The following is a 12,880-nucleotide window of genomic DNA, read 5'->3' on the forward strand; positions in this document are numbered from 1 at the left end:
CCCGGAGATCATCTGGGACGGGGCGCAGCTGTGTGTTCAGCGCATCAGCTCGTCGGCGCTGGCCGGCAGGCGGAGGGTGTTGCCGTTTGCCACCATTGTCTGCAGCAGGGCGAAGCCGTCCTGCTTGGAGATGAGGAAGCCGACGCAGGCCTCCGCCATGACGTCTTTGGTGCGCATCGTTGGGATCCCCCGGAGGCGGGCGAGGTCCAGCGACGCCTTGTCGTCGCTGATCCAGGTGGCGCCCTTGAACTCCTGGTGGGTGCTGATGACGTGCAGCGTCTCGGACTCGCCGAGGTGCTTGGTCGGCTTCGACGGGTCGCCGAAGAAGACGCCCTGGCGGATGCGTTCGACGGCGTCAGGGTCGTCGACTTCGATCGGTTCGCCGAGCCAGCGGCTGATATCAGGAGGGTCGAGTGCCGGCAGGAACCGTGAGGACTGTTTGACCTCGTGTTCCACTGCTTCCGTCCAGCGGCCCCGTCCGTTCAGTACGTCTTCCAGGAGGTCGAGCCTGGAGACCGAAGCGAAGTTGCACAGGACCGTGTTGTCGGGAAAGCAGATGATCATGGGCTGAACGCGAGCTCCGTTCCAGGATCGGACGGCGCCGCCTGCTGCTGCTCAGGCTCGGGTGGGGCGGGCTCAAGGAGGTCCAGGAGCTCGTCCGGGTCGAGGCCAAGGAGGGCTGCCAGCGGCCGGACTGTCGTATCACCCGAAGCATATGCCTTGATCGCGAGCTCTGTTAGCCTCCGAGGATGCCAACCCCGCTGGCCGCGCTCGGCGTTGATCATATGCTGCTCCAACCCACCTGCGGCGCCTGCGATTCGGATGCTGTCGGCGGTCAACATCGTTCCCCACTGGCGGCGCTGATCGGCCGTCAGGACGCCTAGCACCTTGAGCCGGGTTGCCATCGCGCTCGGTGAGACCCGGTACTTCCAGGCCAGCTCGGCTACGAGTTCGGCGCCGGGGGTTCGGCCTTGCGTGTCGTGGAGAACCGCGTCGCCGGGCATGAGGAACTCCGCGGCGAAGGCGTTTGCCTGGATCTCCATGGCCGCAGTTGACCGGCCTGGCTGCACTCTTTCGACGACTGCCTCGTCGTGCGCGTCGCCGGCGAGGATGTGTCCGAGCTCATGGGCGAGTGTGAACCGCTGGCGGGTCCATACGCTGGTCCTGGCTACGAGGATGAGGTCGAAGCTGTCGGTCGACCACGACAGGCCGTCCAGCTTGCTGGGGAGCTTGACGCCCGCCACCTCAATGCCGAATGTCTGTTCGAATCGCGAGGCCAGGTTGCGGGTGGAGAGTGTCCAAGGATCCGCCCCCAGCTGGCTGAGGGCAGCTCGGGCAAGGTTGGCGCCGCCGGGGACCTTGGGCCGGTTGTGCAGGTATCGCGGCAGCTCGTTTCCGATGCGCGCCAGGGAGTCGATGACTCGCTCGTAGAGGCCGAGCAGTTCCCGCACTTCGTCGGTGGTGTGCTCGCACGTGGTCGTCTTGCGTGCGGCAGCGCCGAGAGCAGTCCGAGGCTCGGTGCCGCGCAGCAGCCAGTCGACGGTCTTGCCGCCGAATTCCGCGATCAGGGCGAGTTCGAGGGAGGAGAAGCGGCGTTTCCCGCCAAGTGACTTCGACAGCTTGTCTGGGGAGATTCCAATGCGCTCGGCAACGGCGGCTTGGGTCTCACCCGCTGTGCCGATGACCTGACGCACGCGTTCAATCAGTCCGGCATCCATGCTGTGACCGTACAGTTGCGTTGCGAGAATCGCAATCGACATGACTAGGTTGTGACCTGGGGTTCACCTGCCGGAGTGACCGCGCGCCGAGCGCTGACAGAAAGACTCCGCAAGTGCGGTGAGCTGCGGGAATGCCCGGCATTCGATCTGTGCGACCGGCTTGACGAGTGCAGGCGGACACCCGATGCGCGGGCGCCCCGCAGGCATTGGTACAGACCAGAATGGCGCCTTGTTCGGCACGCCCCGTCGCGCCGCCGGCGATGCCCTGCCGACCCGCCCAGCAGACGATCTGCGGACCTACGCAGGCACAAAAATGCCCCGCCAGGCAGGTCTAGCGGGGCAAGCACGCGATCCAGGTCAGCCCAGGTAGTCGATCTGGTAGATGTGCAGCGCCTTCGCCGAGTGCTCCAGGTACAGCACCGCAAAGACGTCACTGAGGACGAGCATCCGGGTCACCCCGTCATCGACCCCCCACGGTTGCGTCTCGCCCATCGGATCGTCGCAGGCACGAGCAAGAGCGGCGGCAAGCCTGCCGGACACAGGCTGCGGAAGCGAGTCCCAGACTGCCTCAACGGTCCGACTGCACTGCAGGGAGTAGGTCATTCGCTGTCCAGGTGATCAGCGGCGCCCTGAGGGTCGCGCGGGTGGCATCTAGTGGCAGATGGGCTACCGAGCGTGAGCGTAGCGTGCGCCGTTGACCACCGTCACCCGAACAGCCGGATCACGCCGCGCCGCGCGCCCGGATCTGCGCGGCCTTCGCCTGGACATCTTCAGTGATGTCCTCCCACTCCCCAGGAGTGGGCAGGCCGGCTGCCTCCGCGGCGCGGGCCTCCTCGATGCGGACCGCGGTCTCCTCAAGGCGTTCGGCAACGCCCTGCCACTTGGCGAAGACCTCCATTACCTGATATGCGGGGGCCTTGTTGATCTCGCTGAGGAAGCGCTGGGCAAGGGTCGGGTTGCCGAGAGCCGCAGCGATGCGCTCGATGCTCCACGGCTGGTGGGCGGTCATCTGATCTCTCCCAGTGGCGGCGGGTCCCTGGTAGGCGGGCACGACCCGCCAGCACCGTCGTTGCAAAACGGCGCGCAGCCACCGTAGCGCTACATCACGGGACTGCGCCTGCGAGTCTTACATGACCACCCCCGAAATTTCGGGGGTGACGGCCCTGGGGAGACAGCTTCCGCCGTCCATGCTCATGATGATCAGCGTGAGGCCAGGCGACGGGACGACCAGCTCCAGCCCCGAAAAGCGGACGCATCCAAGAGATGCCCAGAGACTGCGCCTCGGGAGCACCTACAGGATCTTGTAGGTGCTGAAGGCGCGGCGGCAACCCCAGCACCCAACAGCAATCTCCTACAGGGCGCCTTCGTCCGAGCCTCAGAACTCGTACTGGAGCTCACTCTGATAGCCAGCCTTGGCCATGGCTGTCACCTCGATCACCTTCCCCGACTGGTCAAATACAGTGCGAAGCGTCCGCAGCACCGGCTCTCGGGTTGGCATCCGAAGAGCCAGAAACTGCTCCATGGTTGGCATCCGAGCAGAGACCTTGTCGACACACCGGTCAGGACTGTGCCCCATGTCGGCAAGCAGGCGCGGTGCACCGCCCTTGATCTTCCCCTTCTGTTCCAGCGCCGTTCCCTCTGCCAGATCGAGCGGGTAATACGACTTCACCAATTCCGTCGGCTCGTCGTCCAGTGAGAGGATCTGAACCCTCTCGATCGCCTGGCCGCCCTTCGGAAGACTCATGGCCTCGCGGACATCAGCCGGAGGCTCTACTGGCCCCACTGAGACCAGCTCGCTGGATCCGCGCATCCCCTTCTGTTCCGCCACACCAATCCAGGCGTATGCCTCCCCTGGAGCTGCCGGCATCTTGGTCTCGGCTGGCACCAGAGTTCGCTGCCGGTGGGGACGGACGATGATGCCGCTGCCCCGATGACTGACCGCGAGGCCCCTCCTTGGCGAGCAGGTCGTTCGCGTGCTTGATCGTCTGGGGCGCGGCGCCGAACTTCTCTTGCATCACTCGGGTGGACGGCAACTTGCTCCCCGGCGGGAAGTCTCCGTTCAGAATGCCCTCGCGCAGATAGCTGGCCATGAGCTCGTGCTGAGCCCAGGGAATGATCACGTTCTCGTCCATTGCGCCGCCCACTCCTGAGGCTCGTCGCCGCGCGTGTGATGTGCGACGGGAATCTGGTGGTCCATCAACTACCGCTACATGCCCACGGCTCGCCCGTTCCATCTGCGGTGAGGGAAAGTCAGCCAGCGTCCTAGTTAGACTAGTCTAGTGCTCTTGGAGGGTGCTACTGTGTGGTTGTGGCCGCACAACGGGTGCAGCCAATCGACCTTGGGGGCCTTGAAGTGGCGACCTACACGCTCCACACGGAGCGACTCCGATCGGCGGCGGCCGGCAACGGCGACACGAGCCTGTATCGGATTCACAAGCGGACCGGGATCGACCTCACTGTCCTCAGCCGGGTGACTCGCGGCGAGAACGCGCCGTCCCTCGACACCGCCGTTCGGCTCGCGTCCAGCTACGGACTCACCGTGGAGACGCTGCTGTGCTCCGACGGCCAGCCCCTCGCAGCGGCCTGACGGCGCCGGTCTTCTCATGTCTCACCACCTGAGCGGCATCAGCTGCACTGTGCACCGGAAGTACCTCCTGACATGCGAGGACTACAACAGCCTCTGGGAACGCTCTGGGGGTGCATGCGAGGTCTGCGGGACGCCCGGCAACCTCGTAATTGACCACGACCACCGCTACGGTCGTTCCGCTGTGCGTGGCCTGCTGTGCAACCGGTGCAACCAGAGTCTCGGGGTTCTGGACCGGTTGATGCCGTTCCCGGCGGTGAGGGATCACAACCCGAGCCGCTCGTTTCGCGAGTACTACGAACGCGCTTGGTTCGTGGGGAAGACTCGCGAGATCTCGGCGGGCAGGAAGGTTCACCGGAGGTCGACCGAGATCTGGCAGGACATCGTGTACTACCAGCGGGCGGTGGCAGCCGTGCTGAACACCAGGCCCACGGACCTCCTCCTGCCCCTCAGTAGCCCGCGTGAGACGGCCGAGGCCCTCCGGAAGCACATGAGCCCTCAGGGCTTCGCGGTACTCGTGCGCCTTCTCGTCAAGATGCGCGAGACCCCGAAGCGGGACGCGAAGTAGAGCAACTAAACAAAACGGCCCCGCAGAAGCGGGGCCGCTAATCTCACCGTGCGCGCCCTTAGGCCTGGTAACCGAAGCGCGCACAGATCGGAGACTCCATCATGGCATCTTCTGTCGCTGCCCCCAACCCCGCTCCGGCCGCTCTGGCCGGCATCCTCCCCAGTACCGCCCCGTGCCCGCTGGACTTCCGGTGGATCCAGGGTGCTCTCGCGGCGGCGTTCGACCCGAGGCGGATCTCCCGCGTGGACGCCTGGGCGGCCTTGACCGCAGCGTTCGGTCCGCTGTTCGACGTCACCCCGGCGGTGGCCCGATGATCGCCGTCACCGTGGCCCGTCCTACCGAGAACCTCGCGGTCGGCCTCGCCAGCCGCCGGCCGACTTCCTCCTCCGAGCCCGGCTTCCTGCTGCGCTTGATGAACTGGGCGCTGCGTCGTGGGGACCGCGAAGGTGCTCGCCTGTTCGCGCACCGGTACCTGCGTGCTGTGAACTGCGACCGGGTGGGGGAGTGATTGCCGTGCAAACGACCCTGAGCGCCGCCAGCCCGCGTATCACCGCGGGTCTGATCACCGTGACCCTTCCCGACGACGGTCCGGCGATGCGTGCGACGTGGATCGCGCCGGACCAGGTCGTCGTTGGCTTCGACCCGCGGTTCCTGACGGAGGACTTGGTCGTGATGGTCTTGCGGTCGGTGCACGGCGACGCCATCAGCTTCGTCGAGGGGCTGCCGCGGTGAACCTGCAGTCCCTGCATGAGAGCCGGCCCGGTGCCGCGGCGCAGATCGTTGCGACTGCCGAGGATGCCCGCCAGCTGGGCTTCGAGAACGTGCGGACGCACTATGAGCCGCCGACCGGCTACCACACGGTGACCGGTGATCTGCCGGCGACTACGGCGCAGCGGACGATCGACCGGATCCTCGGCCGCTGACACACCCCTGGGCCGCCCCGCCGCGGGCGGCCCCTCCCTTTCATCTTCACGTCCAGCTGGAGAAGCCGTGTACCTGCGTACCCCCGTGCCCGCGTTGGCGGTGTCGTGATGGGGATCAAGCTGATCGTGGAGTTCATGGACCACACGCCGGCGGGTCTGACGCCGGCTGAGTGGAAGGCCATGATCGTGGTGTTGGAGGACGCGAATGACGAGACTCGGCTGACGTGGTCGGCGATGACTGATCCGCGGATTGTGCGTCGGGTCGGGTTGAAGCTGGAGGGGTGGAAGAACCTGCGGGCTGCTTTGGTGCGCAAGGGTGCGCTGGAGGTGGCTGTCGCGGGGCGTCGGGGGATGGCTGCGAAGTATCGGGTTCCGCGCTTCGCTCCGTTGGGGCATGGATTGGATGCCGAAACCGACTTGGGGCATGAGCCGGATGCCCCAACACCGGCATTGGGGCATGGATCCGATGCCGAAACACCGGCGTTGGGGCATGAGGTAGATGCCGAAAGTGACCCAATGGGGCATGGAACAGATGCCGCAAGTGCCCAATGGGGCATCGGATTGACCCCCCCTACCCCTCCTTTTACCCCTCCCTACCAACCCCCCTCCCCGCCGGCCGCTGTCGAGACCCGACCCGAACCGGCCCCAACCGTCGAAGGGCGGGAGGGCGGGAGGACCGCCTCACGGCGGCAAGACAGCCCCGCCGCGTACAACGCCCTTGCCCGGATCGCCGCCAAGCACCCCCAACTCGCTCTCGGCGAGACCGAACTCGCCGAACTCGCCCCTCTCGTCGAACCCTGGCTGGAGCGCACCACCGAAACGCGGATGGAGCTCGCCGTCACCAGCGGCCTGCCCGCCGTCGTCGCCAGCCCGGCCGGGTTCCTCCGGAAGCGCCTGGTCCAGAAGCTCCCCCCGCTACTGCAGACCGTGCCGGATGAGGAACGCTGCGGCCGCCCGAACTGTGACCCGATCACCCACATGCTCACCCTCCCCGATGGCGAACAGGCCTACTGCGCTGTCTGCCACCCCACCGGGCGCGCTATCGCCCGTCGAGCCCAAGGAAGTGCCGCATGACCGACCGCGAGCCCGAGTTCGACCCCGGCTTCGAGCGGCAGCCGCCTCAGGACCTCCACGCCGAACGCGCCGCCCTCGGCGCCCAGTTGATCTCCGCCCAGGCGATCGCCGATGTCCTCGGTACCGGGTTGCGCCCCGCCGAGTTCTACCGGCCCGCCCACGAGAAGATCCAGGACGCGATCACCGCCCTCTACGCGGCCGGCGACCCCGCCGACCCGATCCTCGTCGCCCGGCAGCTGACCATCGGTGGCGAGCTCCAGCGCTGCGGCGGCCCCGACTACCTGCACGGCCTCATCCAGTCCGCTCCCGCGCCGGCGAACGCCGAGTACTACGCCCAGATCGTCCGCGAGAAGGCCCGCCTGCGGGCCGTCGGCGTCGCCCTCAACCGCAGCTCCAACATGGTCGCCGCCGCCGAGGGCGACCCGGACGAGCTCATCCAGACGATCCAGGCCGAGATCATCGCCGCGGCCGGCACCGGCGACATGCCCGGCGCCAACGTCGGCCTCGCCCCCATCGCGAACAGCCTGGAGGCCACCCTCGACGCCATCGAGGCCGTCAACGAGGGAACCGTGCCGGTTGGCGCGCCGTGGGGATTCAGGGACCTCGACGCTCTCACCGGCGGCATGCACCCCGGCCAGATGATCGTCATTGCCGGCCGTCCCGGCATGGGCAAGTCCACGGCCGGCATGGACATCGCCCGGTCCGCCGCAATCAAGCATGGCCTCGGCACGGCTTTCTTCTCCCTGGAGATGTCCCGCACCGAGATCATGAAGCGCGTCATCGCTGCGGAAGGCCGCGTCCCCCTGCACCACATGCAGACCCGCGGCGGCATGACCGACGACGACTGGACCCGCACCGCCAAGACCCTGCAGTCGATCTCGCAGGCGCCGCTGTACCTCGACGACTCGCCGGACCTCACGATGACGTCGATCCGGACCAAGGCCCGGCAGATGGCCGCGGAGACCGAACTCAAGCTCATCATCATCGACTACATGCAGCTGCTGCGCTCCGGCGGCGGCCAGCGCTACGAGTCCCGGCAGCAGGAAGTCTCAGACCTCTCCAGGTCGATCAAGCTCCTCGCGAAGGAACTTGAGATCCCGGTCATCGCGCTGTCGCAGCTGAACCGCGGCCCGGAGCAGCGCACCGACAAGAAGCCCATGGCGGCGGACCTGCGCGAGTCCGGGGCGATCGAGCAGGACGCCGACCTGATCCTCTTGCTGCACCGCGAGGACGCGTACGACAAGGAGTCGCCGCGGGCCGGCGAGGCGGACTTCATCGTGGCGAAGAACCGGTCCGGGCCGACCTCGGTGATCACGGTGGCGTTCCAGGGGCATTACTCCCGTTTCGTCGACATGGTCGCGGATCTGCGGGCAGCCTGATAGCACCTCAGCCCTTCGGAAGGAACACCATGGCAGAGAACCCGCCCGCCGACTCGATCGCCTCCAGGGGGGACGCTTACATCGACGACCTGCAGTCCGGCCGCAGCCGCTACCTGCCGATGCCGTGGCCGGCCATGGAGCAGGTCCTCCGCCTCGGATACCGGCGCAAGGTCGGGATCGTCGCACAGCGCCGCACCCGGGAAGCAACCGCCGGCCGCCGGATCGCCGAGTTCGTCGCCCAGGAGGTCGGCCACGTCCTTCTGTGCACCGGCTACCCGCCGCAGCCGCAGGAGCGTCTGCACGTCCTCGACGATGACAAGCTCACGCCCGACACGGTGAACACCGAGGCGCGAAAGCTGATCGCGCTCGGCACCCCGCCGGCGCTGATTGTGGTCGAGCGGTACGAGCGGATGCGTCTCACGGACCGGCCCGAGAATCTCTCTCGCGGCGACGAGCTGATGTGGTGCGGCCGCGCCGTCGACGGCCAGTACGGCGAGTTGGACGTCCCGGTGCTCTTCACGACGGTGGTCGATCAAGAACCGGTCTTCGACAGGCGACTCGGCGCCTGGTCGAGCCTGGACTCGCCGGCGAACGTGATGACGGACTTCTGCCGGACCGTCCTCGTCGTGCACCGGCTCGACGACGGCACGGTGCGGGTTCGGACCGAACTCGATGCGGACGAGTACGAGCAGCCGGTCGTGAAGGACATGCCGTGGCCGACGGCTGCCACGGCATCCTCGGCCTGACCGCCCGTAACGAAGCGAAGGTGCCGGCCGCTGCGCCGCGGCGGCCGGCACGAGTGGCTCAGCCCACCAGGCCGCGACCCGCGCCGGTGGGCACGACCAGGTCCGGGTTGCTGCCGTCAGCCGGTACCGCCACCTCGATCAGCCCCTTGTCGTGCAAGCTCAGGTACACCCCGTACAAGCTGATCTGCTGCTCCGTCCACGCGTCGCGTACCGGCCCCTCCTCGCCCATGTCCGCGGGCGGCGGGTACATGCCGTGGAAGTAGCTCGATGCCGACACCGGCCGCTGCGCCGCGGCGATCAGGGATAGCAGGGTCTTCTCGTCTTCGCTCAGGTTCATGGCCGACAGGCTACGGCGGCCGTCGGTAACTGCCGCCGCATCGAGCACCTTTGAGCGCATTTCGTCACGTCAGACGCCTACCCGCACGCCCGCACGGCTGGAACAATTCGTCATACACCAGGAGGTTTCACCCATGGATCTCTCGCTTTGAATCTCCCCACCCGGTGCTCAGGGGTAGGCCAAACCTGCTCGGTTGATCTCCCCACCCATCGTGTGATCTTTCCCAGCGTGTCGGGATGGTTCGGGGCCATCCCGAAAGCCTGCGTCCGCAACGAGTTCGGCCTGTTCGGGGGCCTGGATGCTGACGTGGGAGGAAGAGATGGATGCGCGCCAATGTCGTCAGCTGATCGGTGTCAACCGGCAATCCGACCGACGGACGCGGACGCTACTGCAACAAGCAAGAACACGACGGAGATCAGATAGTCGCGCGAGGCAGCATCAAGTCCCTTGAGCGCCTCGGCAAACTTCGCCATGCCTTCGAGCGCGCTCCCCATTGTGCCGAGGGCGCTGGACTGCGCCTCCAGCGCCCGCACTGCTTCTTCGCCGTTCTCCTCCTTGGCCGTGCTGGTCACCAGCTGCGCTTGCTGTTGGACTGTCGTCCGTCCAGCCTCCAACACGTCCTTCGCCGCTCCGCGCACCACCGAGCCGTAGGTGATGTCCTGGTTCAGGCCGACACCGAGCATCACCCCAGCGCCAACTACCCCAGCGATAGTTACGATCCAGAGCAACACGTTCACTTGCCGCCTCCAGTGAGGAGAGGGTGTGGTCAGGGGCGAAGCTGCGCGTTGAACCAAGTGAGTTGGTAGTCAAGATCCTGCACCACGGTCCGCAGGGCGTCTCCGGCTACGACATGGCCGGTGATGCGGCCGGCGCTCGTGCCCACCTCTACAGTTGAACCTGAGTCCCCCTTGGTGCTGACGCTGTGGTCGGTCTCGAAGACGTTTCCCCATGCGCCACATTTGCGGTTAAACCAGAGTGACGGAATAACGGCGCGAGCCCAGACCTGCTGGGTCCCGGCCGGAACGTTGACGAGCAGGTCGTCACCAGCGGCAGTGCTGGTGTATCCCTGGAAGGTCCCGGTGGTTTTCTCTGGGTGGTCGGTGTCGAGAGTGATCAGAGCGACGTCCGCACATACGTCACCGGGTGCCCGTGCCTGAGGACAGACGGTCTGCGTCACGCGCCCAATCCGGTTGCCCTGCACCTTCGCGATGTCGGGGGTGTTTCGTGCGCCGTGACCGGCAGTGGTGACGGCGTGCTTTCTGTTGCTCAGCTGCACTCGGCAGCCGAGGGTGGCCGACTCCCCTGGGACTCGCACAGTGTCCCCCGGACCGCAGTGCTGAGGCTCGGGTCGGTCGCGTCCGACCGCCCACAGGCCCCGGTAACGCAGCTGACCCGGGGTGTAGATCAGCTCCTCCGGAAAGCCGAGAGCGTCCATGCGGAGGATGATCTCGCCGAGCCGGGGTGCCCGGCGAGTGGCGAAGGCGAGCGGTTCGCCCTCCCAAGGGGCCAGAGCAGAGTCGACGAACACGGTCGGGACCTGCGGACCGTTCTGCTCCAGCAGCCATAGGCCGACGCCCCAAAAGCCGACGATGCCTGGTTCATCTTGCCATTGCCTGACCGCTGGGGTCTCGCCTTCTCCTTCCGCCCGCCGCTGCTCGTCGGGGAATTGATCCAGCAGTTCGGCCGCCTCGGCGAGGCGGCGGTCGGCGGCGTACAGCATCTGGACGGTAGAGGGGGCAATACCGCCCTGTGCAGCCCATAAAGCGAGCAGATCCATGGAGATCATCCTCGGAGGAGACAAGTCACCCAAACCCTCACTTCCAAACGGTACGCACTCGGCGGCAAACCGCGAGTCGCGCAGTGGATCTAGGGAGGCCTGGGCCTGAGCGCCACGACGCTGGGTCACTTGAGGAGTTCTTCACCGCCGTCGACAGGCCGCTCAGCGCGGTGGACGGCGGGCAGGCCCGGGCAGGTGCGGGGTGTTGGGCTCGACCGTTGTCCCGGGTGTCAGATTGCTCGCATCCCGATCCTGCCTCGTCACAACGTCCAAGAGACAACGATCTGGGGAGGGAGAGCGGGCCTGGGGATTTTCGCGGCTCTGACCGCGATTCCGTGAATGATCTTGACCAGGCGATGGCGCGGCCACGTCTACCGTTGATTCGAGAGGCAGCCAAGGCCGACGTGGAGGTGGCGATGCGAGTCGTGTTCGTGCACGGGGCGTGTGTGCGGGACGGGTCGTGGTGGTGGCACCGCACCGCTGACCTGCTGCAGGAGCGAGGGGTGCTGAGCGTGGCCCCGGCGCTGCCGAGTTGCGGCGAGGCGAGCCTGCCCCCAGGCGCCGGCGGTCCGGGGCTTTCCGAGGACGTCGCGGCGGTGCGGCAGGCGCTGCTGGACAGCGAAGAGCCCACCGTCGTGGTCGCCCACAGCTACGGCGGCATCATCACGGCGGAAGCTGCCGCGGGCGTCGGGTCGGTACGCCACCTGGTGCTGGTCTCCAGCTACCTGCCCGAGGTCGGGCAGAGCCTGTCTGAGTTCGGGGACGGCAGCCCCGCCCCGTTCCTCGACGTTGACCCCGACGCCGGCACGTTCGGGGTTCGCCCCGAGCTGCTCGTGGACACATTCCTGCAGGACTGCGACCCCGAGGTCCAGGCGCGGGCGGCGGACCACCTTGCCCGGCAGAGTGTGCAGGTGATCGGGCAGCCGGTCACGGCGGCCGCATGGCAGCAGGTGCCCTCGACGTACCTCATCTGCGCCCAGGACCGGGGCACCCCGCCGCGGCTGCAACGCGAGTTCGCCCGCCGGGCCAGCAGCGTCGTCGAGCTCGACGCCGGCCACCACCCGTTCCTGTCCCAGCCCGCCGCGGTCCGGGACCTGCTGCTGAGCCTGTAACGGCAGTGACAAGATCATTCACGGAACGGCGGCCAGAACCATTTTCGCGAATCCTCATCACCTCCGCGAAGCCGAATACGACCGCCAGCGCCGCGAACGCAACGTCCACCTCCAGCCCGGTGTCCTCGTCATCCATGACCGAGCCCCCTACCGGGTCGTCGAGATCCGCGAAGTCCCGTTCGACCGTTGGCCTCACCCGTACGACGAGCACTGGGCAACGCACTTCGACTTCTGGCTGCGCAGCGACACGACCGACTCGGCCCCGGACCCGGCCGCGTGGCGAGAGCGGCCTGTCGTGGTCGTTGCGGAGCCGGAAGGCGGCGGGAAGGCCATGCACCTGCAGGCGCCGGCATCGAGGGCTTGGGACGTTTTGCCGGAGCACTACGCGGTGTGCCGGTCGTGCGGTGAACTTCCGCCCTGCCGTGAGGAGGAGCTCGACGCGGTGACGGAGCGGCAGATGGCGGAGACGCTGCGGTTGATGGCGATCCACCCGGGCGCGTGCATGGGCTGCGGGGAGGCGATCAGCGGTCGGCAGAAGTCGGTGGCGTTTCCGGGGCCGAACTTGTGGCGTCCGGATCTCGCGGATGGCACGGTGCGGTTCCATGCTCGGAGCGAGTGCGTACTGGGTGGACGCGTACCGGGGGCAGTGGATAGCCGCAGGG

19 protein-coding genes are annotated in these 12,880 nt (G+C 67.1%); 10 read left to right on the plus strand and 9 right to left on the minus strand.

The features are described from left to right. Positions 1–36 precede the first annotated feature (36 nt). The 5 genes from ACZ3TI_RS27625 to ACZ3TI_RS27645 all read right to left on the minus strand — a co-directional run bounded on the left by ACZ3TI_RS27625 (position 37) and on the right by ACZ3TI_RS27645 (position 3,952). A complete protein-coding gene (locus tag ACZ3TI_RS27625) occupies positions 37–564 on the minus strand; it encodes a hypothetical protein (protein ID WP_465730737.1) in 528 nt (175 codons plus the stop codon). After that, on the minus strand, positions 561–1,760 hold the full coding sequence (locus ACZ3TI_RS27630; protein WP_465730739.1) for a helix-turn-helix domain-containing protein: 1,200 nt from the start codon (positions 1,758–1,760) through the stop codon (positions 561–563). Before ACZ3TI_RS27630 ends, ACZ3TI_RS27625 begins: the two co-directional genes overlap by 4 nt. 679 nt (positions 1,761–2,439) lie before the next feature. After that, positions 2,440–2,727: a hypothetical protein gene (locus ACZ3TI_RS27635; protein WP_465730741.1), complete on the minus strand. Its 288-nt coding sequence runs from the start codon at positions 2,725–2,727 to the stop codon at positions 2,440–2,442. A gap of 366 nt (positions 2,728–3,093) precedes the next feature. Then, positions 3,094–3,546 carry a UTRA domain-containing protein gene (locus tag ACZ3TI_RS27640; protein ID WP_465730743.1) on the minus strand — a complete coding sequence of 151 codons (453 nt, stop codon included), beginning with the start codon at positions 3,544–3,546 and terminating at the stop codon, positions 3,094–3,096. Then, on the minus strand, positions 3,476–3,952 hold the full coding sequence (locus tag ACZ3TI_RS27645) for a GntR family transcriptional regulator (RefSeq protein WP_465730745.1): 477 nt from the start codon (positions 3,950–3,952) through the stop codon (positions 3,476–3,478). Before ACZ3TI_RS27645 ends, ACZ3TI_RS27640 begins: the two co-directional genes overlap by 71 nt. A 119-nt stretch (positions 3,953–4,071) precedes the next feature. Here ACZ3TI_RS27645 and ACZ3TI_RS27650 point away from each other — a divergent pair, with 119 nt between their 5' ends. The 9 genes from ACZ3TI_RS27650 (at position 4,072) to ACZ3TI_RS27690 (ending at position 8,992) form a co-directional block, all read left to right on the plus strand. Further along, on the plus strand, positions 4,072–4,305 hold the full coding sequence (locus ACZ3TI_RS27650; RefSeq protein WP_465730747.1) for a helix-turn-helix domain-containing protein: 234 nt from the start codon (positions 4,072–4,074) through the stop codon (positions 4,303–4,305). A 49-nt stretch (positions 4,306–4,354) separates the two neighbouring features. Next, positions 4,355–4,870, plus strand: coding sequence for an endonuclease domain-containing protein (locus ACZ3TI_RS27655; RefSeq protein ID WP_465730749.1), 516 nt, complete (start codon positions 4,355–4,357; stop codon positions 4,868–4,870). A gap of 101 nt (positions 4,871–4,971) precedes the next feature. Next, entirely contained in the window at positions 4,972–5,184 is a 213-nt protein-coding gene (locus ACZ3TI_RS27660; RefSeq protein WP_465730751.1) for a hypothetical protein, read from the plus strand. Continuing rightward, positions 5,181–5,378: a hypothetical protein gene (locus tag ACZ3TI_RS27665; protein WP_465730753.1), complete on the plus strand. Its 198-nt coding sequence runs from the start codon at positions 5,181–5,183 to the stop codon at positions 5,376–5,378. The genes ACZ3TI_RS27660 and ACZ3TI_RS27665 overlap by 4 nt, the downstream gene beginning before the upstream one ends. 5 nt (positions 5,379–5,383) lie before the next feature. Further along, on the plus strand, positions 5,384–5,602 hold the full coding sequence (locus tag ACZ3TI_RS27670) for a hypothetical protein (RefSeq protein ID WP_465730755.1): 219 nt from the start codon (positions 5,384–5,386) through the stop codon (positions 5,600–5,602). After that, entirely contained in the window at positions 5,599–5,793 is a 195-nt protein-coding gene (locus ACZ3TI_RS27675) for a hypothetical protein (RefSeq protein ID WP_465730757.1), read from the plus strand. The genes ACZ3TI_RS27670 and ACZ3TI_RS27675 overlap by 4 nt, the downstream gene beginning before the upstream one ends. A gap of 108 nt (positions 5,794–5,901) precedes the next feature. Beyond that, positions 5,902–6,867, plus strand: coding sequence for a hypothetical protein (locus ACZ3TI_RS27680; RefSeq protein WP_465730759.1), 966 nt, complete (start codon positions 5,902–5,904; stop codon positions 6,865–6,867). Then, on the plus strand, positions 6,864–8,246 hold the full coding sequence (dnaB, locus tag ACZ3TI_RS27685; protein WP_465730761.1) for a replicative DNA helicase: 1,383 nt from the start codon (positions 6,864–6,866) through the stop codon (positions 8,244–8,246). Before ACZ3TI_RS27680 ends, dnaB begins: the two co-directional genes overlap by 4 nt. 29 nt (positions 8,247–8,275) lie before the next feature. Then, on the plus strand, positions 8,276–8,992 hold the full coding sequence (locus ACZ3TI_RS27690; protein WP_465730763.1) for a hypothetical protein: 717 nt from the start codon (positions 8,276–8,278) through the stop codon (positions 8,990–8,992). A gap of 58 nt (positions 8,993–9,050) precedes the next feature. Here ACZ3TI_RS27690 and ACZ3TI_RS27695 read toward each other — a convergent pair whose 3' ends face one another. The 3 genes from ACZ3TI_RS27695 to ACZ3TI_RS27705 form a co-directional block, all read right to left on the minus strand. Then, positions 9,051–9,329, minus strand: a complete 279-nt coding sequence (locus tag ACZ3TI_RS27695) for a hypothetical protein (protein WP_465730765.1) — start codon at positions 9,327–9,329, stop codon at positions 9,051–9,053. Positions 9,330–9,682: 353 nt separating this feature from the next. Further along, positions 9,683–10,066, minus strand: a complete 384-nt coding sequence (locus ACZ3TI_RS27700) for a hypothetical protein (RefSeq protein WP_465730767.1) — start codon at positions 10,064–10,066, stop codon at positions 9,683–9,685. 29 nt (positions 10,067–10,095) lie between these two features. Then, complete coding sequence (locus tag ACZ3TI_RS27705) at positions 10,096–11,106, minus strand: hypothetical protein (RefSeq protein WP_465730769.1); 1,011 nt, start codon at positions 11,104–11,106, stop codon at positions 10,096–10,098. A gap of 416 nt (positions 11,107–11,522) precedes the next feature. Here ACZ3TI_RS27705 and ACZ3TI_RS27710 point away from each other — a divergent pair, with 416 nt between their 5' ends. After that, on the plus strand, positions 11,523–12,218 hold the full coding sequence (locus ACZ3TI_RS27710; RefSeq protein ID WP_465730771.1) for an alpha/beta fold hydrolase: 696 nt from the start codon (positions 11,523–11,525) through the stop codon (positions 12,216–12,218). A gap of 381 nt (positions 12,219–12,599) precedes the next feature. Here ACZ3TI_RS27710 and ACZ3TI_RS27715 read toward each other — a convergent pair whose 3' ends face one another. Then, positions 12,600–12,809 (minus strand): hypothetical protein, encoded by a 210-nt coding sequence (locus ACZ3TI_RS27715; protein WP_465730773.1) that lies wholly within the window; start codon positions 12,807–12,809, stop codon positions 12,600–12,602. Positions 12,810–12,880: the final 71 nt, after the last annotated feature.

This window comes from Kitasatospora sp. NPDC023120 (assembly GCF_055560835.1).

Excerpts from the sequence above, each read along its gene's own strand:
- ACZ3TI_RS27630 (WP_465730739.1), bottom strand. The coding sequence starts at position 1,760 with ATGTCGATTGCGATTCTCGCAACGCAACTGTACGGTCACAGCATGGAT.
- dnaB (WP_465730761.1), top strand. The coding sequence starts at position 6,864 with ATGACCGACCGCGAGCCCGAGTTCGACCCCGGCTTCGAGCGGCAGCCG.
- ACZ3TI_RS27635 (WP_465730741.1), bottom strand. The coding sequence starts at position 2,727 with ATGACCGCCCACCAGCCGTGGAGCATCGAGCGCATCGCTGCGGCTCTC.
- ACZ3TI_RS27625 (WP_465730737.1), bottom strand. The coding sequence starts at position 564 with ATGATCATCTGCTTTCCCGACAACACGGTCCTGTGCAACTTCGCTTCG.
- ACZ3TI_RS27695 (WP_465730765.1), bottom strand. The coding sequence starts at position 9,329 with ATGAACCTGAGCGAAGACGAGAAGACCCTGCTATCCCTGATCGCCGCG.
- ACZ3TI_RS27660 (WP_465730751.1), top strand. The coding sequence starts at position 4,972 with ATGGCATCTTCTGTCGCTGCCCCCAACCCCGCTCCGGCCGCTCTGGCC.
- ACZ3TI_RS27710 (WP_465730771.1), top strand. The coding sequence starts at position 11,523 with ATGCGAGTCGTGTTCGTGCACGGGGCGTGTGTGCGGGACGGGTCGTGG.
- ACZ3TI_RS27680 (WP_465730759.1), top strand. The coding sequence starts at position 5,902 with ATGGGGATCAAGCTGATCGTGGAGTTCATGGACCACACGCCGGCGGGT.
- ACZ3TI_RS27665 (WP_465730753.1), top strand. The coding sequence starts at position 5,181 with ATGATCGCCGTCACCGTGGCCCGTCCTACCGAGAACCTCGCGGTCGGC.
- ACZ3TI_RS27705 (WP_465730769.1), bottom strand. The coding sequence starts at position 11,106 with ATGGATCTGCTCGCTTTATGGGCTGCACAGGGCGGTATTGCCCCCTCT.
- ACZ3TI_RS27690 (WP_465730763.1), top strand. The coding sequence starts at position 8,276 with ATGGCAGAGAACCCGCCCGCCGACTCGATCGCCTCCAGGGGGGACGCT.
- ACZ3TI_RS27645 (WP_465730745.1), bottom strand. The coding sequence starts at position 3,952 with ATGGAACGGGCGAGCCGTGGGCATGTAGCGGTAGTTGATGGACCACCA.